The sequence below is a fragment of the Candidatus Fonsibacter ubiquis genome (genome assembly GCF_002688585.1).
GTDB lineage: Bacteria > Pseudomonadota > Alphaproteobacteria > Pelagibacterales > Pelagibacteraceae > Fontibacterium > Fontibacterium commune.
Genome location: NZ_CP024034.1, coordinates 865,757 through 885,196, shown reverse-complemented (window position 1 = coordinate 885,196; position 19,440 = coordinate 865,757). Strand labels below are relative to the sequence as shown.

20 protein-coding genes and 3 tRNA genes are annotated in these 19,440 nt (G+C 29.1%); 19 read left to right on the top strand and 4 right to left on the bottom strand.

Annotated elements, in window-relative coordinates; translation table 11 throughout:
• The first annotated feature begins 67 nt into the window (after window positions 1–67).
• Window positions 68–925 (top strand): glycosyltransferase, encoded by an 858-nt coding sequence (locus tag CR143_RS04835; RefSeq protein WP_099340696.1) that lies wholly within the window; start codon window positions 68–70, stop codon window positions 923–925.
• Here the strand turns inward: CR143_RS04835 and CR143_RS04830 are convergent.
• Together CR143_RS04830 and CR143_RS04825 are read right to left on the bottom strand one after the other, a co-directional pair.
• Window positions 922–1,626 carry a class I SAM-dependent methyltransferase gene (locus CR143_RS04830; protein WP_099340695.1) on the bottom strand — a complete coding sequence of 235 codons (705 nt, stop codon included), beginning with the start codon at window positions 1,624–1,626 and terminating at the stop codon, window positions 922–924. The genes CR143_RS04835 and CR143_RS04830 overlap by 4 nt on opposite strands.
• 27 nt (window positions 1,627–1,653) lie before the next feature.
• A tRNA-Thr gene (locus CR143_RS04825) sits at window positions 1,654–1,729 on the bottom strand.
• Between the two features lie 217 nt (window positions 1,730–1,946).
• Here CR143_RS04825 and CR143_RS04820 point away from each other — a divergent pair.
• The 14 genes from CR143_RS04820 (at window position 1,947) to hisG (ending at window position 11,276) form a co-directional block, all read left to right on the top strand.
• Window positions 1,947–2,156 (top strand): cold-shock protein, encoded by a 210-nt coding sequence (locus CR143_RS04820; protein WP_017943717.1) that lies wholly within the window; start codon window positions 1,947–1,949, stop codon window positions 2,154–2,156.
• A 33-nt stretch (window positions 2,157–2,189) separates the two neighbouring features.
• On the top strand, window positions 2,190–2,381 hold the full coding sequence (locus CR143_RS04815; protein ID WP_099340694.1) for a hypothetical protein: 192 nt from the start codon (window positions 2,190–2,192) through the stop codon (window positions 2,379–2,381).
• Window positions 2,382–2,504: 123 nt separating this feature from the next.
• Window positions 2,505–3,059 carry a dCTP deaminase gene (dcd, locus tag CR143_RS04810; RefSeq protein ID WP_099340693.1) on the top strand — a complete coding sequence of 185 codons (555 nt, stop codon included), beginning with the start codon at window positions 2,505–2,507 and terminating at the stop codon, window positions 3,057–3,059.
• A 2-nt stretch (window positions 3,060–3,061) separates the two neighbouring features.
• The gene (gene murA, locus CR143_RS04805) at window positions 3,062–4,324 is read left to right on the top strand and encodes a UDP-N-acetylglucosamine 1-carboxyvinyltransferase (protein WP_099340692.1); all 1,263 of its coding nucleotides are present in this window, start codon (window positions 3,062–3,064) and stop codon (window positions 4,322–4,324) included.
• On the top strand, window positions 4,317–4,763 hold the full coding sequence (locus CR143_RS04800; RefSeq protein ID WP_099340691.1) for a DUF2948 family protein: 447 nt from the start codon (window positions 4,317–4,319) through the stop codon (window positions 4,761–4,763). The genes murA and CR143_RS04800 overlap by 8 nt, the downstream gene beginning before the upstream one ends.
• 1 nt (window position 4,764) lies before the next feature.
• On the top strand, window positions 4,765–6,051 hold the full coding sequence (hisD, locus tag CR143_RS04795) for a histidinol dehydrogenase (protein WP_099340690.1): 1,287 nt from the start codon (window positions 4,765–4,767) through the stop codon (window positions 6,049–6,051).
• Window positions 6,052–6,053: 2 nt separating this feature from the next.
• Entirely contained in the window at window positions 6,054–6,272 is a 219-nt protein-coding gene (gene infA, locus CR143_RS04790) for a translation initiation factor IF-1 (RefSeq protein ID WP_017943710.1), read from the top strand.
• Window positions 6,272–6,853: a Maf family protein gene (locus CR143_RS04785; protein ID WP_099340689.1), complete on the top strand. Its 582-nt coding sequence runs from the start codon at window positions 6,272–6,274 to the stop codon at window positions 6,851–6,853. Before infA ends, CR143_RS04785 begins: the two co-directional genes overlap by 1 nt.
• Before the next feature lie 9 nt (window positions 6,854–6,862).
• On the top strand, window positions 6,863–7,678 hold the full coding sequence (locus tag CR143_RS04780) for a glycosyltransferase family 17 protein (RefSeq protein WP_099340688.1): 816 nt from the start codon (window positions 6,863–6,865) through the stop codon (window positions 7,676–7,678).
• A gap of 82 nt (window positions 7,679–7,760) precedes the next feature.
• Window positions 7,761–7,836, top strand: a tRNA-Phe gene (locus CR143_RS04775).
• A gap of 160 nt (window positions 7,837–7,996) precedes the next feature.
• Window positions 7,997–8,073, top strand: a tRNA-His gene (locus tag CR143_RS04770).
• Window positions 8,074–8,078: 5 nt separating this feature from the next.
• Window positions 8,079–9,515 (top strand): histidine--tRNA ligase, encoded by a 1,437-nt coding sequence (gene hisS / locus CR143_RS04765; protein WP_099340687.1) that lies wholly within the window; start codon window positions 8,079–8,081, stop codon window positions 9,513–9,515.
• On the top strand, window positions 9,515–10,603 hold the full coding sequence (locus tag CR143_RS04760) for an ATP phosphoribosyltransferase regulatory subunit (RefSeq protein ID WP_099340686.1): 1,089 nt from the start codon (window positions 9,515–9,517) through the stop codon (window positions 10,601–10,603). The genes hisS and CR143_RS04760 overlap by 1 nt, the downstream gene beginning before the upstream one ends.
• 4 nt (window positions 10,604–10,607) lie before the next feature.
• Window positions 10,608–11,276 carry an ATP phosphoribosyltransferase gene (hisG, locus tag CR143_RS04755; RefSeq protein ID WP_099340685.1) on the top strand — a complete coding sequence of 223 codons (669 nt, stop codon included), beginning with the start codon at window positions 10,608–10,610 and terminating at the stop codon, window positions 11,274–11,276.
• A 73-nt stretch (window positions 11,277–11,349) separates the two neighbouring features.
• Here the strand turns inward: hisG and groL are convergent, their stop codons facing one another.
• Window positions 11,350–13,020: a chaperonin GroEL gene (gene groL, locus CR143_RS04750; protein WP_099340684.1), complete on the bottom strand. Its 1,671-nt coding sequence runs from the start codon at window positions 13,018–13,020 to the stop codon at window positions 11,350–11,352.
• A gap of 26 nt (window positions 13,021–13,046) precedes the next feature.
• A complete protein-coding gene (groES, locus tag CR143_RS04745; RefSeq protein WP_017969980.1) occupies window positions 13,047–13,343 on the bottom strand; it encodes a co-chaperone GroES in 297 nt (98 codons plus the stop codon).
• 202 nt (window positions 13,344–13,545) lie between these two features.
• On the opposite strand from groES, the gene aptA reads away from it, so the two are divergent.
• Genes aptA through ileS form a run of 4 tightly spaced genes read left to right on the top strand, consistent with a single transcriptional unit; the run spans window position 13,546 to window position 19,440 of the window.
• Window positions 13,546–14,910: an omega-aminotransferase AptA gene (gene aptA, locus CR143_RS04740; RefSeq protein ID WP_099340683.1), complete on the top strand. Its 1,365-nt coding sequence runs from the start codon at window positions 13,546–13,548 to the stop codon at window positions 14,908–14,910.
• Window positions 14,911–14,920: 10 nt separating this feature from the next.
• Entirely contained in the window at window positions 14,921–15,775 is an 855-nt protein-coding gene (locus CR143_RS04735) for a TIGR01459 family HAD-type hydrolase (RefSeq protein WP_099340682.1), read from the top strand.
• Window positions 15,776–16,696: a bifunctional riboflavin kinase/FAD synthetase gene (locus tag CR143_RS04730; RefSeq protein WP_099340681.1), complete on the top strand. Its 921-nt coding sequence runs from the start codon at window positions 15,776–15,778 to the stop codon at window positions 16,694–16,696. It abuts the gene before it with no gap.
• Entirely contained in the window at window positions 16,696–19,440 is a 2,745-nt protein-coding gene (gene ileS, locus CR143_RS04725) for an isoleucine--tRNA ligase (protein ID WP_099340680.1), read from the top strand. Before CR143_RS04730 ends, ileS begins: the two co-directional genes overlap by 1 nt.

Here is a 19,440-nt window from a genome sequence, read left to right as displayed (position 1 = left end):
ATAATTGATATTTTAACTATCTTAATAAAATAGACATCTATATATGAGAGGGTATTTTTAATTTAAAATGCTGACAATAGTTTTTCTTTCTTTCCACAGTGAGCATCACATTAAAAGACATATTTTAGAGATTGATAAAAAATTTCCTATCATAATTGTTGATAACGCTAGAAATTTTGAGTTTAAAAAAGAAATTGAGGAAAAATACTCGCATGTAAAAATTATAATACCAAAAGAAAATTTAGGCTGGGCCGCAGGTATGAATTTAGGAATTAAAGACTCAAAAACCGACTATGTGATGATTAACTCACCTGATATTAATATTACTAATCATAGTATCGATAAGTTATATATCGAAGCAAAAAAAATCAAAAACTTTGCCTTGTTTGCACCAACTTATTTAGATGAAACAATCCATAAAAATTTCTATAAAAAATTAGACGAAACAGATGGTTTTAAAAATATATTAGAAGTTGAGTGGATTGATAATAGTTTTATTATTAATAAAAAAGAAATCGAAAATATAGGTTATTTTGATGAAAATTTTTTTATGTACTTTGAAAATTTAGACTTTTGTAAAAGAATTTTTGATAACAAAAAAAAAATGTTAGTATCTAAAAATATTAAGTTTACTCATGAAGGCACTTGTTCTGTAAATAAATCTTTTTCGTTGGAAGTTACTTTGTCAAGAAATTGGCATTACAGTTGGTCTAAATTTTTTTTTTTTAAAAAACATTATGGTTTTTTTTTTGCTTTAAGAAAAATATTTCCAAATTTTTTAAGAAGTGTCAAAAAAATTATCATTTATAAATTTTTATTAAGAGATAGTTTGAAATTTCAGTTTGCTTTAGCTGAGTTCAAAGGAATTTTAAATTCAGTATTATCTAAACCTTCAAATTTTAGACCATTCGAAAAAATAAATTAAAATAAATTTATAAATTCTTCATATTCAATAATGTTCATCCAGTTTTTATAATTATAAAAAAAATCTTTAAATTTTAATTTTTTAAAGTTTGTTTCATTTATTTTAATTAAATTTTGATTTTTTTTTTTTAAAATAACTCCAATTCCATAGTCAGCATTTATTACATAAGTCTGAAAGTCTTCTTTTGTTCTCATTTCAACGATAGCTTTCCATACGTCTCCATTCCAAATATAAGTGCTCCTAGGAACATTTTGCTCATACACATTATTTGGTAGGCAGTCGTGTATAAGTATAATTCCATTTTCATTAACACAATTAATCGAGTTAACGATATCTTTTTTAACTTGTTCATAAGTATGCAATCCATCTATAAATATGCAATCATATTTTTTTTTATTATTTTTAAAAAATTCATCACTTTTCAATTTTATATTTCCACCTTTAAATGGGTCAACACCAGTTTTATTAATATTAATATGATTAAAAAGTTGATTATCAAAACAACCAATTTCTAAGTAAGTGCTAAATTTTTTCTTTTTAATTATTTCTAAAACTATTTCTAATCTTGAAGGTTTATTTGAAAAGTCAAATCCTATGTTGCCGATATTTACTTCTCCAAATAGTTTATGATAATAAAATATTATTTTAAGAATTTTTTTACTACTCAAAAATCTATTTATTTTTTGATTTATAAGATTCATTCGTTGATAATTTATATATCTTATAATTGGCGCCCACAGCCAGAATCGAACTGGCTACCTCTTCCTTACCATGGAAGTGCTCTACCAACTAAGCTATGTGGGCGTAATAAAATTGTAAATAAATATCTAATTTATACCTGTTTTTATGTAAAATTTTTTAGTTAAATAACTTCATTAAAATTGTCAGGAAATTAGCCAGAAAAATAAGCTATATCTTGGAATCTTGACAACGGACTATTATACCTATTAAACACAAGTCTCACTTTGAATAATAGTGTTCAAATTGAACAACATAATAAAGAAAGTAAATATAAAGCAAGATGAGTAGTATAAAAGGTAAAGTAAAGTGGTTCAACGGTAGCAAAGGCTACGGTTTTATTGAGAGAGACGACAAACAAAAAGACGTATTCGTTCATATGTCGGCTGTTAAAGATGCAGGAATTGATTATCTTGATGAAGGAGATGTTCTTACATTTGATATCGAGGATGGAAAAAAAGGTCCATCTGCTGTAAATTTAAAAAAAGTTTAAAATCTAGATTTTTTTGATGGAGGAGGCTCACCCATGGGTATTCATTATGATTACAAGTCTAAACGTGGAGAAAGAGCTATGCTTAAAGAAGCGAAGAGAAAAGAACGTCTTGCCTTAAGAAAAGCCAAAAGAGCCTCAACCATACCTACAAAAGAACCAGAACAAGAAATGCACGATATTAATAAGCCTATTACTTTGGATGATCTAACAAATCCAAATAAATAGTTCGCGTTTGATTTTGATGATTAATAATCAAAAAGATTTAAAGAAAGAACGTCTTTCACACGCCCTTCGAGAAAATTTAAAAAAAAGAAAAGAGTTTTTAAAAAAAATTAAAGAAAGAAAATCATGAGTGTTTTATCTGATCATTGGATAAAAAAAATGTCCTTAGAAAAAAAAATGATAAGTCCTTTTGTTAAAAATCAACAAAGAAAAAATAAAATTTCCTATGGACTTTCATCTTATGGATATGATGCAAGGGTTTCTAATGAGTTCAAGATATTTACAAATATAGACTCTGCATTAGTTGATCCTAAAAAATTCTCAAAAAATAGTTTTGTAACAAGAAAAACTGATGTTTGCATAATACCACCCAATTCATTTGCGCTCGCTAGAACAGTTGAATATTTTAAGATCCCTAGAGATGTTTTGGTAATTTGTCTTGGCAAAAGTACTTATGCGAGATGCGGAATAATTGTCAATGTTACTCCTTTAGAACCAGAGTGGGAAGGGCATGTAACTCTTGAATTTTCAAATACAACAACATTGCCTGCAAAAATTTATGCTAACGAAGGAGCTTGCCAGTTTATTTTTTTAAAAGGTGATCAAGAACCAGAAACTTCATATGCTGATAAAAAAGGAAAATATATGAAGCAAAAAGGTGTTACTCTTCCAAAAATCTAAATATGCAGAAACTATTAATTAAGGGAGGAAAAAAACTCTCTGGTGAAGTAGTTATTTCAGGCTCTAAAAACGCAAGTCTTCCTATTATTATATCGTCATTATTATTTGATGACTTAGTTCATTTTGAGAATGTTCCTAAAGTTAGGGATATCTTCACTTTAATTAATTTAATAAAAGTTTTAGGAAGAGAAGTTGAATTTAACGAAGAAAAAGAAATATTAAAAATATCAAATAAAAATAAAAATAAATATTTTGCTCCATATTCGATTATGAGAACTATGAGGGCTGGTGTTTTAGTTTTAGCTCCATTATTAGCAAAATTTGGTAAAGCTAGAGTTTCTTTACCAGGTGGATGCTCAATAGGAGCAAGACCTGTGAATTTGCATTTGGAAGCTTTAAAAAAACTTGGTGCAAAAATTAATGTTAAAAATGGTTATATTGATGCAATTGCTCCAAAAGGTTTATCAGGTTCTAATATAAAATTTCCTTCAATTTCGGTTGGTGCAACAGAAAGCATTATTATTGCAGCTGTTCTTGCTAAAGGAATAACTAAAATCAGTAATGCTGCAATAGAGCCAGAGATTATAGATTTAATTAATTTTTTAAATAAATGTGGAGCAGATATTGAATATAATTCTCAAAGAAAAATTATTATAAAAGGAGTAAAATTTTTATATCCAGTAAGATACAGAATTATTCCAGATAGAATAGAAGCAGCAACCTATGCAGTTGCAGCACTGATAACTAATGGTAAGTTATTAATTAAAAAAGTTAATAATGAACATTTAAAAAATATATTTAATGTTTTAAAAAAAATAGGGGCAAATATAAAAATTTTTAAAGATTCTTTTGTTATTTTTAGAAAACGTAAATTAAAACCATTTAAAATTATCACAAAACCTTATCCTGGATTTCCAACGGATATGCAGGCTCAGTTTATGGCTCTAGCTACTCAAATTAAAGGATCATCAGTCATAAATGAAGAGATATTTGAAAATAGATTTCTTCATGTTTCAGAATTAATGAGAATGGGAGCGGATATTAAAATAAAAAAACAAAAGGCCGTAATTAATGGGATTAAAAATTTAAATAGCGCAGAAGTAATGGCAACAGATTTAAGAGCTTCTGTAAGTTTAGTTTTGGCCGCTTTATCTGCAACTGGTACCACAACAATTAATAGAATTTACCATTTAGATAGAGGCTACAGTAAACTAGAAAAAAAACTTAATTTATGTGGTGCTAACATTAAAAGAGTAAATGACTAAAGAAAATATTACTAAGCTTAAATTGTTGGCAGAAGATGTGCATGATTTAAATGTTTTTTCAGCTTATCTGCAAGATTCAGTAATTGTTGCAAATGATATAAAATTTTTACCTAAAACTAAAAAACTCATTTGCGTATTTAATCGTTTTATGTGGGAAGACGCTGAAAAAGGTATTTTTAGAGGAAATAAAAGAATACGTAGCGCTCTAGTTTTTGACAATGTTTTGATGGTTAAATCAAAAGGAATAAATCCAAAAAAAAAGACTAAGATACTTGAGTTTCTTGCAATCAAAACAGAGATTAAAAATAATTATTTTGATATAAGATTAATTTTTTCTGGAGATAGTATTTTGTTAGTTAAAGCTGAAGAAGTAGAGTCTTCTCTAGAGGACTTTGGAAAAACATGGGAGACCAATTATAAACCAAAGCACAAGATTTAATATGAAAGTTATAAAGTTTAACAAGAAAAGTTTTTTAAAAGATTTAGATTTTGTTTCTCGGAATAGAAAATCTAACTTTTCTAATAAAGTAAATATTGTTAAAAAAATTCTTAAAGATGTTAAAACTAGGGGGGATGATGCCATTATATATTATCAAAAGAAATTTGATAAAAGTTTAGTGTCAAAGAAAAATATAATTTTAAGTGATAAAGAAATTAATAAAGTTATAAGAAATTTAGATCCATCAGTAAAAAGTTCTATTAAACTTGCGTTCGAAAGGGTCAAGGACTTTCACGTAAAACAATCAATTAAAAGTTACAAATATTTTGATAAATACCAAAATGAATTAGCTTATAGAGTTTCTCCATTAAATAGAGTTGGAATATATATTCCAGGAGGAACAGCTAGCTACCCAAGCTCGGTTATAATGAATGCTATTCCAGCAATTGTTGCAGGCGTAAAAAATATAACCTTATGTATGCCAACGCCTAATAATAAAATTAACGCTGGTGTTGTTTATGCTGCTAAAATATGCGGTATTAAAAAAATTTATAAAATAGGTGGGGCTCAAGCAATTGGAGCCTTTACTTATGGAACAAATACTGTTTCCAAAGTGGATAAAATTGTAGGACCTGGTAATATTTTTGTAACCGCAGCTAAAAAAGAAGTTTTTGGTGAGGTAGGCATAGACATGGTCGCTGGACCTTCTGAAATTACAGTGGTTGCAAATGAGGATAATAACTCAACATTAACAGCTATAGATTTATTATCACAAGCCGAACATGATGAATTATCTCAAGCAATATTAGTTACAACAAATTTGAAATTCGGCCTTGAAGTTAAAAATAAGATTTATAAATTTTTAGACGTTTTACCGAGAAAACAAATAGCTAAAAAAGCAATCGATAATAATAGTGCAATTATAGTTTGTAAAAATTTTAAAGAAGTCATTAGTGTTGTAAATGAGATAGCACCTGAACATCTTGAGATTAAAACTAAGAATAATTCAACCTTGGCGAAACAAATTAAAAACGCTGGATCAATTTTTTTAGGAGAAAATTCGCCTGAAGCCATAGGAGATTATTTAGCTGGACCAAATCATGTTTTACCAACGGCTGGATCAGCAAGATTTGCTTCAGGTTTATCTGTGTATGATTTTTATAAAAAAACCTCAGTTATTAAAATGAGTAAACAAGGCCTTGAAAAAATAGGAAGATCAGCTATACAGCTAGCAAATTATGAGGGTTTATTTGCTCACTCTCAATCAATTAGAATTAGAATTAGTTAAATATGGCAAAAGAAGAGATGTTGGAATTCAAGGGTTTGGTAACTGAGTTGTTACCTAATGCTATGTTTAGAGTAAAATTAGAAAATAATCACGAAGTGTTAGCTCATACAGCCGGAAAAATGAGAAAAAACAGGATCAGAGTTTTAGCTGGAGATGAAGTTATGGTTGAAGTTACGCCATATGATTTAACTAAAGGCAGGATTATTTTTAGATTTAAGTAATGAATGAAACAAAACATAGTTTTGTTTTAGCCTCTGCATCTCCAAGAAGAATAGAACTTCTTAAGAATATAAAAATTTTCCCAAAAATAACTTACTCTTCAGAAATTAATGAAGATATAATTAGTAAAGAGAATCCTAAAAAATATTGCATTAGAATTGCAAAAAATAAAGCTCTTAAAGCTTTAGAAAAATATCCAGAAGAATTTATTTTGTCAGCTGATACTATTGTTTTTTGTAGTAATAAAATATTTTTAAAACCAAAGGATAAAGAGGAGGCTAAAAAATTTTTAGCTTTCTTTTCAGGAAGAAAGCATAACGTTTTGACGTGTGTATGTTTGGCAAAAAAAAACTTAATCAAAATTAAAAAAGTTTTAACAAAAGTTACTTTTAAAAGATTAGACCCTCAAGAGATTGAGGAATATTTATCAACTAATGAGTGGAATGATAAAGCGGGGGGTTATGCCATACAAGGTTATGCTGAAAAATTTATCAAAAGAATTAACGGTTCATATTCGAATGTTGTTGGTTTGCCTTTATTTGAAACTTATAATTTACTTAATTCAGAAAATATAATTATTTAGACTCTGTAAATGATTTTTGATTGCTTTACATATTTTAATGAAGATTTAATTTTGGATTTAAGACTTAATATATTAAATGATTTTGTTGATAAATTTGTTATTGTTGAAGCAACAAAAGATCATGCTGGTAGAGAGAAAAAATTAAATTTTGATATAAATAATTTTTCTAAATTTAAGAATAAGATTAATTATGTAGTAGTTGAAGATATGCCAGTCAAAGTAAATTCTTTTATTAAAGAAAAAGTAAAATATCATGAAAATTTTGTTAGAGAGAATTATCAAAGAAATCAAATTACAAGAGGTATTCACGAGGCATCTGAAAATGATTTAATTATAGTCTCAGATGTAGATGAAATACCTAATTTAAAAAAACTAAAAAATTTTAATGCAAATAAATGTACAATCTTTTATCAAAAATTTTATCAATACAAGTTAAATTTACAGACAGGAATCAATTGGCCCGGCTCTAGAATTATCAAAAAAAAATTTTTAAACTCTCCACAAGAATTAAGATATAAAACTATAAAAAGAATTAAGTTTTGGCAGGTACATAGATTCTTTACTAACCCAGATTTTATTAAAGATGGAGGTTGGCATTTTTCATATTTGATGAGTCCTGAAAAGATTAAGCTTAAAGTAGAAAGTTTCGCTCACGGAGAGTTTAATAAACAGCAAATTACTGATTTAGAGACAATCAAAAATAATATTAATAATAATAAAGATATTTTTAATAGAAATATTTTTTTTCAAAAAGTGCAACTAGATAGCAGTTTTCCAGAATATATACTAAAGAATAAAGAAAAATTTTCTGAATTTATTATTTAGGGTTATTTTAACAGTTAACTTAAAATTTTTTCAATAATTTTAATTGATTAATAAATTGTTTTGTGAAAAAAGAATGTCCCGTGGTCTGGTAGCTCAGTTGGTAGAGCAGAGCCCTGAAAAGGCTTGTGTCGCTGGTTCAATTCCAGCTCAGACCACCATTTTTTATTTGCAATTTCATTATCAGATTGATAATCAACCCCTAATTGAAATGATAAAAAAATATATATCTACTCACAGACATCATCCTCATGCTGAGCATGCGCTTAGCTATTAGAATTATATATTTAAAAACAAAATAATATTATAAACAAAAAACATGCAGCTGTAGCTCAGTTGGTTAGAGCGCTGGTTTGTGGAACCAGATGTCGGTGGTTCGAATCCACCCAGCTGTACCAAATTAATGAATAAAAAAACTTTTAAACCTAGCAGTGAGTTACCAGCAGGTTTTATAGACAGGCAAGAAGAGGAGTTATTAGCTAGAGATCTTTTAATTTTTAATATTAAAAAGGTCATGGTTAAATACGGCTTTCAATATCTTGAAACGCCTAGTTTCGAATTTACCGATAGTATTGGTAAATTTTTGCCTGATAAAGATAGACCATCGGAGGGAGTTTTTTCTTTCGAAGATGATAAAAAATGGCTCTCTTTACGATATGACTTAACAGCTCCATTAGCTAGATATGCAGCTAAAAATTTTAATAACCTTCCAAGACCTTTTAAAAGGTATCAACTAGGAACAGTTTGGAGAAATGAAAAGCCGGGCCCTGGAAGACTTAGAGAGTTTATACAATTTGATGCAGACTATATAGGAACAAATAATTTATTTGCTGATGCAGAATTATGTTGTTTGATCTCTGAGATCTTAATTGGTTGCGGTTTAACAAAAAAAGAATTTATAATTAAAATTTCTAACCGCAAATTAACCAAAGGATTACTAGAAAAGCTAAATATTAAAGATGAAGATAAACAGTCAATAGCACTAAGAGCGATTGATAAGCTAGATAGAGTTGGGTTAGAGGGTGTTCAATATCTTTTAGGAAAGGGTAGAAAAGATAAATCTGGGGATTTTACTAAAGGGGCCGAGTTAGATGAAACTCAAATTAGAGAAATAATTGATTTTTTAAGTATAAAAAATCTTTCTGATGATAATTTTGCAAGAATACAAAAAATCGCTGCAAATAATCAAACTATACTAGATGGAGTAAATGAACTTACTTTAATAAAAAAATATTTTTCATTACTAAAATTTGATAATTTTATTTTCGATCCGACTGTTGTTAGAGGACTTGAGTATTATACAGGCCCAATTTTTGAGGCCAATCTTACATTTGGTATTAAAAATAACAAAGGAGAAGAGATTGAATTTGGTTCAATAGGTGGCGGTGGTAGATATGATGATCTTGTAAAACGTTTTAACAACCAAGAGTGTCCCTCCACAGGTATTTCAGTTGGTCTTGATCGGTTAATTTATGTAATTCTCCAAAAAAATAAAATTAAAGTTGAAAAAAAAACTCCAATCTTAATATGTGTTTTTGATGAAAAATACATGGATTATTATGTGAATATTTTAAATTTACTAAGAACAAAAAATATTAGTGCTGAAATTTATTCAGGAAGCGCAAATATAAAATCACAATTAAAGTATGCAGACAAACGAGGATGTAATTATGTCATTCTGTGTGGTGATGATGAAGTAAGTAAGAATTTAGTTACAATTAAAAACTTAGAAATTGGCAAGCAAATGTCTGACTCTCTTAAAGATAGAGATGATTGGAAAGATTACTCTGGATCACAAAAAACAGTAGCTTTAGATAAACTTTTGAATGAGATTGTATAATGAAACAGGGTTTAGAAAAAAAAAAATTAAAGGAGGAACTTTCTAAAAAAATATTAAATTATTTTAAAAAAAATAAATTTAATTTTACAGATTTAGACCTTTTAATTGATACTAGTTTGTTAACTGAGCGATCAGGAGAACAATTTAAAAAATTCACATTAACTTATAAAGATTTATTTGGAAAAGAAATAAGTTTACGTCCTGATTTAACAGTATCAACAGCATTAAAATATATTCAGGAAAAAAAAAATAAAGAAGAAAAGTATTGTTACTATGGCAGTGCTTATAGACTAGATAAAGATGGAGATCTAAAAGTTTTTGATCAAATAGGATGTGAAATCATAAATTCTAATAACAATAAATCAGAAAATATTTTAATTAACTCTATATTAGAACCACTAAAAAAAATTAAAAATTTAGAAGTGATTTTAGGCGACGTTGGCTTATTTAAAATTTTAATAGAATCTTTAGAACTTCCAGCTAGATGGAAATTAAGATTAGTAAAAAATTTTTCTAGAAGAGAATATTTTGAAGATATGCTCAAAAGATTAGAGACAAATTACGATCTAGATCAGCAAGCAATTAAATTAGATACAAAAAGACTTAAAGATTTAGAAAAACTTGATCAGAGTAGTTTAATTGGAGGAAGAGCAGTTTCTGAGATTATCAAACGTTTCAATAAAAAAATTAAAGACCCCAGAGATGATTATAAAGGTAAAAGAAATGTTAAAATTATTAGAGATTTTTTAAACATCAACACCTCAATTAAGAAAGCAGAAAGTATAATATCATCTTTTTTTTCAAAAAATAAATTAAGCAACTTATCTATTAAGAATTATTTAAAGAAAATTAGCGCAATAGATAAAGATATAGGAAAGAAATACTCTATTAATTTTAAAACTAATTTTGGAAGAAACACAGATTATTATACAGGCGTAGTTTTTTTAGCTTATGTAAAAAGAAATTCTAAAATTATCGAATTAGCAAGAGGAGGAGAATATAACGGTTTGCTTAGAACTCTTGGTTACAAGAAGGATATACCAGCTATTGGCGGAGCAATTAATTTAAATGAATTAATTAATTTATAAAGATATGTCAAAAATAAAAATTGGTTTGCCAAGTAAAGGAAGGTTAAAAGATGAAACTTTAGCTTTTCTAAAAAGTAAAAATTTAGAGGTAATAAATTCTTTTGGGGAAAGAAATTATTTTTTTAATATTAAAAATAATAATGAATTAGACGGGATTTTTTTACACGCTAGAGAAATAATAGAAAGAGTAAATGATGGCACTTTAGACATTGGTATTTCAGGACTTGATATATTAAAAGAGTTACCCGATGTTTACTCTAAAAATGTAAAAATTTTTAAAAAACTTAATTTTGGTTTTGCAGATTTAGTAGTTGCCGTACCAAAAGATTGGTTAGACGTTCAGAATATGGCCGATTTAGAAGAAGTTAGTTTTGAATTTAGAGAAAAATATGGACGTCGAATGCGAGTTGCAACAAAATATCCCAATTTGACCGAGTCTTTCTTTTTATCAAAGGGTGTAAGTCAGTTTAGAGTTGTTCCAAGTTCAGGAGCAACAGAGTCCTACCCATTCACTGGTTCTTCCGAATTGATCACCGATATAACTTCTACAGGCTCAACTTTAAAAGCTAATAATTTAAGGATTATAAATGATGGAATTATACTAAAGAGTTCTGCTTGTATTTTTGTTTCTAGAAAAATTAAAAAAAATAAATTTTTAAATCTTCTAAAATAATCAAAAAAAACCCCGGATTTTCGGTCCGGGGTTTTTTCAAATCTTTTAAGAAAGTTTATTTAACAAAATGGAATTACATTCCCATTCCGCCCATACCGCCCATTCCGCCCATTCCGCCCATTCCACCTGGCATTCCACCGCCACCAGAATTAGAGTTCTTATCTTCAGGCTTGTCAGCAATCATTGCTTCAGTTGTAATTAGAAGTCCTGCAATTGAAGCTGCATCTTGAAGAGCGGTTCTAACAACTTTAGTTGGGTCGATAATACCTTTTGCAAACATATCACAATATTCACCTGTTTGAGCATCATAACCTTGAGAAGGTTTTTTTGCCTCTAACAGTTTTCCAACAATTACTGAACCATCAACCCCAGCATTGCTAGTGATTTGTCTGATTGGGTATTGCAAAGCTTTTCTGATTATTTCAACACCAGCTTTTTGGTCATCACCTTTTGGCTTTAAATTATTTAGAGCTTCAGAGGCATATAGTAAAGCACATCCGCCACCAACAACTACACCCTCTTGTACAGCTGCTCTAGTAGCATTAAGCGCATCTTCTACTCTATCTTTTCGCTCCTTAACTTCAACTTCAGTAGCGCCACCAACTTTAATAATAGCAACACCACCAGCAAGTTTAGCTAATCTTTCTTGTAACTTTTCTTTATCATAATCAGAGGTAGTTTCTTCAATTTGTTTTCTGATTTGACCACATCTTGCTTCTATATCGGATTTTTTACCTGCACCATCAACGATAGTTGTATTATCTTTATCAACTCTGATTTTTTTACACTGACCAAGATCTTTCAACTTAACGTTTTCAAGCTTTATTCCAAGATCGTCAGATATTACCTGTCCACCTGTTAAGATAGCAATATCTTCTAGCATTGATTTTCTTCTATCACCAAAGCCAGGAGCTTTAACCGCTACTACTTTTAAACCACCTCTCAATTTATTCACAACAAGAGTTGCAAGAGCTTCGCCCTCAACATCTTCAGCAATAATTAAGAATGGTCTGCTAGATTGTACAACCGATTCTAGTAATGGAACCATTGGCTGTAGATTTGTTAATTTTTTTTCTGTGATAAAAATTAGTGGATCTTCTAATTCTGCAATCATTTTATCAGCATTAGTAATAAAGTATGGAGATAGATAACCTCTATCAAATTGCATACCTTCTACTACATCAAGTTCTGTTGAGAGACCTTTTGCTTCTTCAACTGTGATAACACCTTCGTTACCAACTTTTTGCATTGCTTTTGCAATCATGTCTCCAATTTCTTTTTCACCGTTTGCGGAAATAGTTCCAACTTGTGCAATTTCTTCACTAGTTTTTACTTTTTTTGAACTCTCTTTAATTTTTGTAATTACAGCTTCTACCGCTAAATCGAGTCCTCTTTTTAAATCCATTGGATTCATTCCAGCAGCAACATATTTGCAGCCTTCTCTGGCTATCGCTTGTGCTAGCACGGTTGCAGTTGTAGTTCCATCACCAGCCTCTTCATTCGTTTTGCTGGCAACTTCTTTAACCATTTGAGCTCCCATGTTTTCAAATTTATCTTCAAGCTCAATTTCTTTAGCAACAGTAACTCCATCTTTAGTTATTCTAGGAGCGCCAAATGATTTATCTATAACGACATTTCTTCCCTTTGGTCCTAAAGTTACCTTTACAGCATTTGCAAGTATATCAACGCCTTTTAGCATCGCATTTCTTGCATCTGTATCAAATCTTACAATTTTACCTGCCATTTTTTTTCTCCTTTTTTATATTTTATTTATTTTTTCTTAGACATAATGCCCATGATGTCAGACTCTTTCATGATGCTATATTCTACGCCATCAATTTTTACTTCAGTTCCTGACCATTTTCCAAATAGAACAAGATCTCCAACTTTAACTTCCATAGGTAAAATTTTTCCATCTTCAGTTTTTGCTCCAGGTCCAACAGCTATCACTTTTCCTTCAGAAGGTTTTTCTTTTGCTGTATCTGGTATAATTATTCCGCCTGCCGTTTTTTCTTCTCCATCTAAAGGCTGAACAAGAACACGGTCGTGTAAAGGTCTAAAGTTCATTAATTTATTTCTCCGTAAAATTAGTTGTTAATCAAAATTTAACTTCGTACACTGATGTACCCGATGCTATATGATGATTGTGCTATAAAATTTCAAGGGGCTCATAGTACAGCAAAATGATTAAAAGACTATATTTTACTTGTTTTTTTTAATCTAATTTAGGTAGAAGATATAAAATTATACTTTATAAAGTACTGGTCTTATGGATTTAAACAAAAACTTCATTAATAAAGACCCAAAACATAAATCTAATTACAAGCCTAATGACCTAGAGGCTTTTTGGATGCCCTTTACTGCAAATCAGGATTTTAAGGTAGATCCAAGGATAATATCCAAATCCAAAGGCATGTACTATTACACTCCAAATGGAGATAAAATTTTAGATGCAGTTGCAGGTTTATGGTGTTGCAATGCAGGACATAATAGAGATGAAATTGTTAAAGCAATTCAAGAGCAAGCAGCTGAATTAGATTTTGTTCCATCTTTCCAAATGGGCCATTATAAAGCCTTTGAATTAAGTAATAAATTAACAGCTATTTCCCCAGAAAATCTAAATCATGTATTTTATAGTAATTCTGGATCAGAAGCAGTTGAGACAGCTTTAAAGATCGCCTTAGCTTACTTTAGAATAATTGGAAAACCATCAAAAAAAATTCTTATAGGACGTGAAAGAGGTTATCATGGAACAGGATTTGGTGGGTTATCAGTTGGTGGGATAGTAAATAATAAAAAACAAATTGAAAGATTTTTACCGGATGTCTATCATCTTCCGCATACACATAATCTTGAGCATAATTCCTATTCTAAAGGGCAACCTAAGTGGGGAGCGCATCTAGCAGATGATTTGTTACAAAAAATAGAAAAACATGGCGCATCTAATATTGCAGCAGTTATTGTTGAACCGGTCGCCGGTTCAACAGGAGTCCTTATACCACCAGTTGGTTACTTAGAAAAATTAAGAAAAATTTGTACTGATAATGAAATACTTTTAATATTTGATGAAGTTATTACTGGTTTTGGAAGATTAGGAAAACCATTCGCTGCAGATTTTTTTAATATTGAGCCTGATTTAATGGCTATAGCAAAAGGATTAACGAGCGGAACCGTTCCGATGGCTGCAACTTTTGTTTCTGATAAAATTTATAAAACTTTTATGAACGGAGACCCAAAGATTATTGATTTTTTTCATGGCTACACATATTCAGCCCATCCTTTGGCGTGTGCAGCAGCAATTGCCTCTCTAGCTGTTTATCAAAAAGATAATTTATTAAATAGAGTTGCTGAAATTGCAACATACTGGGAAGATGCTTTGCATTCATTAAAAGGAACTAAACACATAATTGATATAAGAAATCTCGGATTAATAGGAGCAGTCGAGTTAGAGTCTATTTCAGACAAACCTTCTCGAAGAGCTTACAATGTTCTTTGTGAAGCTTTTAGAGATCAAAAATTATTTGTAAGAGTAACTGGAGATATTATTGCTTTATCTCCACCTTTAATTATTCAAAAACAGGAAATAGATTTAATCGTAGAAAAACTAAAGAAGACAATAAGTTCTACACAATAATTCTAAACTTATGAATAATCCTGTTTTTTTAAGCGGGCTAAGTAAGATTTATACAAAATTTGATATTTTTTTTGTGGATCTTTGGGGGGTAATTCATAACGGTATCGAATGTTACTCGGATGCCCTAAAAGTATTAAAAAATTTAAAAAAAACTAAGAAAATTATTTTAATTTCGAATGCTCCAAGACCCAGTTCAAGTGTCCAAAAATTTTTGAATCAAATAAATTTTAATAAGAATTTTTATCATTTTTTAATCACTTCAGGAGATTTGACGCGTTATTATCTTAAAAATTTTAGTAAGAATGAAAATTTTTATCATTTAGGACCAGATAGAGACAACAGCTTATTTTTTAATCTTACGTTAAAAAAGACATCATTAAAAAATGCAAACTTTGTTATTTGTACAGGAGTAAATAATAACAACGACAATCTGAATAAATATTTCTCAATTTTAAAGAAAATAAAAAAAAGAAATTTAAAAATAATATGTGCAAATCCTGATTTAATTGTTCATAGAGGTGATCGAGCTGAATATTGCGCAGGCTCAATTGCAAAGTTATATGAAAAAATGGGTGGTAATGTGGAGTATTTTGGAAAGCCCTATAGAAATATCTATGAATATGTTTTTAGAATTTTAAAAAAAAATAGCAAAAAAAAAATACATAAAAGCAAAGTTCTTATTATTGGAGATAATTTAAATACTGATATTTCTGGTGCAAATAATTTTAATGTTAAAAATTTATTTATAGCAGGAGGCATTCATAAACCTGAATGGAGTAAAAAAAATATTAGCTTAGCTAATTTTGTAATTGAAAAAAATAAATATTTTAAGATTAATTATTTTCAAAATGAATTAATTTGGTAAATGAGAATTTATAACAATACTAATCTTATAAACAAAAAATTTCTTAACGCTGTTATTGCAATAGGAAATTTTGACGGAGTTCACTTAGGTCATCAAGAACTTTTGAATAAGGCCTACATTTTTTCACGAAAACTCAGAAAAAAATTTGGTGTATTTACTTTTGACCCTTTGCCTAAAGACTTTTTCAATGGGACTGATAATAAAATTTTAAATATTAGAGAAAAAGTAGATATTGTAAAAAAATTTGGAGCAGATTTTTTCATTAAGCAAATTTTCAATCGTAATTTTTCTAAAATAAGTCACGAAGATTTTGTTAACAAAATTCTTTTTAAGAAATTAAAAGCACATAGTATTTTTATTGGTAAAGATTTTAGATTTGGTTTTAAACGAAAAGGTAATGTCTCTTTTTTAAAAAAATTAGCAAAAAATAATAATATTAAAATTTTTGTAATTAATTTTAAAAAATTTAATAATTATAAAATTTCTTCATCAAAAATTAGAAATCTAATTCAAACTGGTAAAGTTAATTTAGTTAATAAAATTATGGGGAGACCATGGTCAATTTCTGGTAGAGTTATAAAAGGTAAAAAATTTGGAAGAAAAATAGGTTTTCCTACAGCAAATATTAAAATTTTAAATCAAATCAAGCCTTTATTTGGAGTATACTCTGTCAAAATTATTTTTAATAAAAAGACCTATAAAGGTATTGCTAATTTTGGTGTAAGGCCAACATTTGGAAAATCTCGTCCTGTTTTAGAAGTCAATTTTTTTGGAAAAAACTATAATTTTTATAACAAAAATATCAAAGTATTGTTCATTGATTTTATTAGAAAAGAGAAAAAATTTAAAAATAGTACAATGCTAGCAAGACAGATTAAGAAAGATATTAAAGTTGCCAAAATTAGTTTAAACAAAAAATAATGTCAGAAATTAAAATAAATCTTCCCTCAACTTCTTTTCCCATGAAAGCTAATTTGCCTGCAAAGGAGCCAGAAATAATTAAATTTTGGGAAGAGATTAATCTTTATCAAGAATTAAGATCTAAAAGCAAAGGTAGAGATAAATTTATTTTACACGATGGACCTCCTTATGCAAACGGGCATATTCATATAGGTACGGCATTAAATAAAATTTTAAAAGACATCGTTGTAAGGTTTAACCAAATGATGGGCAAAGATGCTCCATATGTGCCAGGATGGGATTGTCATGGGTTGCCAATAGAATGGAAAGTGGAGGAAGAATATAAAAAGAAAGGAAAAAATAAAGATACTATTCCAGTAAACGAATTTAGAGAAGAATGCCGACAATTTGCAGCAAGTTGGATCGAAATTCAAAAAAAGGAATTTAATAGATTAGGAGTAAATGGAGATTGGAAAAACCATTATACGACTATGAGCAAGTCGTCAGAAGCTCAAATAGCTAGAGAGATAAGTAAATTCATAATAAATGGTGGGTTATATAGAGGATTTAAACCAGTTCTATGGTCGGTTGTTGAAACTACAGCCTTAGCTGATGCTGAGGTTGAATATTATGACCACACTTCTAATACTATTTATACAAAATTTTTAATTAAGTCTGGTCCAGAAAAGTTCATGAACTCCAGTGTTGTTATTTGGACAACAACTCCATGGACTATTCCATGTAATAGAGCCTTAGCCTTCAATAATAAAATTAATTATTCTATTATTAAAATAAATAATAATGAAAAAATCATTATTGCAGAAAAATTAGTAGATAAAGTTTTAGTAGATTGTAAAATTACAAATTTTGAAATTGTTGAAAGTTTTTCAGGATCGGAACTAAAAAATATTATTTGCAACCATCCCTTTAAAGAAATTGGTTATACCTTTGATGTTCCTATGCTTGATGGTAATTTTGTTAATTTGGAGCAGGGAACAGGAATTGTTCATTGTGCACCTAGCCATGGACCAGATGATTATTATTTATGTTTAAATAACAATATACAAGCTTTTGATACAATAGATGACAAAGGTCATTATACAAAAAATATTATTAAATTTGCTGGTACCCACATTTTTAAAGCAGACGATATAATTATTAATGAGTTGACGAATTCAAATAGTTTATTAGGTAAAGGCAAATTAAAGCATAGTTATCCGCATTCATGGAGATCCAAAGCGCCTCTGGTTCATAGAGCTACACCTCAATGGTTTATATCTATGGAAACAAATAAATTAAGACAAAAATCATTAACAGCAATTGGAAATACGAAATTCTATCCAGCCGTTGGTCAAAATAGATTGAGATCAATGATAGAAACGAGACCTGACTGGTGTGTTTCTCGTCAAAGAGTTTGGGGCGTGCCTTTACCAATATTTATATCAAAAAAAACAGGAAAACCTCTAGCCGATGAAAAAGTTTTAGAGGGTATTGCAAAAATTTTTGAAGAAGAAGGAAGTGACTCTTGGTTTATAAGAAAACCTCAGGATTTCTTAGGTAAGGATTATAATGCTAAAGATTACGAACAAGTTAGAGATATTGTGGAAGTTTGGTTCGATAGCGGCTCTACTCATAGTTATGTTTTAGATAAGCGACCAGAGCTTACTTGGCCAGCAAATCTTTATTTAGAAGGATCGGATCAGCATAGGGGTTGGTTTCATTCTTCTTTGCTTGAGTCTTGCGGAACAAAAGGAACTGCGCCATTTCAAAACATTTTATGCCATGGATTTGTTGTAGATGGTAAAGGACAAAAAATGTCAAAATCCCTAGGAAATGTGGTTATGCCAGAAGAAGTAATTAAAAATTTTGGAGCAGATATACTTAGATTGTGGGTTGTGGCTTCTGATTATTCTGAAGATTTGAAGATTGATAAGGCAATTCTAAATCAACACGCTGAGTCTTATAGAAGAATTAGAAATACTCTTCGATTTTTATTAGGAAATTTAAATGACAAATTATTAAATGATGATTTTACAAAGATAGATTATTTAAATTTATCATCCTTGGAGAAATATATTTTATTACAGGTATATGAGCTTGATTTAAGATTTCGAGATTATATTAACTCATATAATTTTCACAAAATATATGTAGAACTTTTAAATTTTTGCACTTTAGATCTTTCTGCTTTTTATTTTGATATAAAAAAAGATATCCTTTATTGTGATAGTGAAAATAGTCTAAGAAGAAATAAATGCTTAGAAGTATTAAATGTTCTTACTAATTTTTTATTAAAATGGTTTTCACCAATTTTAGCCTTTACATCAGAAGAGGCCTATCAAGTAATTCAAAATAAAAATTACAAGAGTATTCATTTACAAGATTTTCCAATTATACCTTCGACTTGGAATAACTCTGAAGTCAAAAATAAGTGGATTGGCATTAAGAAAGTAAAGCAAGTTGTTAATGCAGCTATCGAAGATATTAGAAGTACGAAAATTATTGGGTCTAGCTTAGAAGCAAATGTTATTGTTTATTTAAAAGAAGAATATTTAAATCTTATAAAAGAAGAAGATCTTAGTGAAATCTTTATCTGCTCAGAAGCAAAAGCAGAGCCTCTAATTAATCAAAGCAATCTATTCTCCTTAAAAGATATTGAGGGTGTTGCTGTGAAAATAGTAAAAGCTAAAGGACAAAAATGTCCTCGTTGTTGGAAGATTTTGGAAAAAACATGCAGCAGAGATGTTTGTGGTTTAAAAAATTAA

Bases quoted from the DNA above. Each gene is read 5' to 3' on its own strand.
- CR143_RS04835 (WP_099340696.1), top strand. From the start codon at position 68: ATGCTGACAATAGTTTTTCTTTCTTTCCACAGTGAGCATCACATTAAA.
- CR143_RS04830 (WP_099340695.1), bottom strand. From the start codon at position 1,626: ATGAATCTTATAAATCAAAAAATAAATAGATTTTTGAGTAGTAAAAAA.
- CR143_RS04820 (WP_017943717.1), top strand. From the start codon at position 1,947: ATGAGTAGTATAAAAGGTAAAGTAAAGTGGTTCAACGGTAGCAAAGGC.
- CR143_RS04815 (WP_099340694.1), top strand. From the start codon at position 2,190: ATGGGTATTCATTATGATTACAAGTCTAAACGTGGAGAAAGAGCTATG.
- dcd (WP_099340693.1), top strand. From the start codon at position 2,505: ATGAGTGTTTTATCTGATCATTGGATAAAAAAAATGTCCTTAGAAAAA.
- murA (WP_099340692.1), top strand. From the start codon at position 3,062: ATGCAGAAACTATTAATTAAGGGAGGAAAAAAACTCTCTGGTGAAGTA.
- CR143_RS04800 (WP_099340691.1), top strand. From the start codon at position 4,317: ATGACTAAAGAAAATATTACTAAGCTTAAATTGTTGGCAGAAGATGTG.
- hisD (WP_099340690.1), top strand. From the start codon at position 4,765: ATGAAAGTTATAAAGTTTAACAAGAAAAGTTTTTTAAAAGATTTAGAT.
- infA (WP_017943710.1), top strand. From the start codon at position 6,054: ATGGCAAAAGAAGAGATGTTGGAATTCAAGGGTTTGGTAACTGAGTTG.
- CR143_RS04785 (WP_099340689.1), top strand. From the start codon at position 6,272: ATGAATGAAACAAAACATAGTTTTGTTTTAGCCTCTGCATCTCCAAGA.
- CR143_RS04780 (WP_099340688.1), top strand. From the start codon at position 6,863: ATGATTTTTGATTGCTTTACATATTTTAATGAAGATTTAATTTTGGAT.
- hisS (WP_099340687.1), top strand. From the start codon at position 8,079: ATGAATAAAAAAACTTTTAAACCTAGCAGTGAGTTACCAGCAGGTTTT.
- CR143_RS04760 (WP_099340686.1), top strand. From the start codon at position 9,515: ATGAAACAGGGTTTAGAAAAAAAAAAATTAAAGGAGGAACTTTCTAAA.
- hisG (WP_099340685.1), top strand. From the start codon at position 10,608: ATGTCAAAAATAAAAATTGGTTTGCCAAGTAAAGGAAGGTTAAAAGAT.
- groL (WP_099340684.1), bottom strand. From the start codon at position 13,020: ATGGCAGGTAAAATTGTAAGATTTGATACAGATGCAAGAAATGCGATG.
- groES (WP_017969980.1), bottom strand. From the start codon at position 13,343: ATGAACTTTAGACCTTTACACGACCGTGTTCTTGTTCAGCCTTTAGAT.
- aptA (WP_099340683.1), top strand. From the start codon at position 13,546: ATGGATTTAAACAAAAACTTCATTAATAAAGACCCAAAACATAAATCT.
- CR143_RS04735 (WP_099340682.1), top strand. From the start codon at position 14,921: ATGAATAATCCTGTTTTTTTAAGCGGGCTAAGTAAGATTTATACAAAA.
- CR143_RS04730 (WP_099340681.1), top strand. From the start codon at position 15,776: ATGAGAATTTATAACAATACTAATCTTATAAACAAAAAATTTCTTAAC.
- ileS (WP_099340680.1), top strand. From the start codon at position 16,696: ATGTCAGAAATTAAAATAAATCTTCCCTCAACTTCTTTTCCCATGAAA.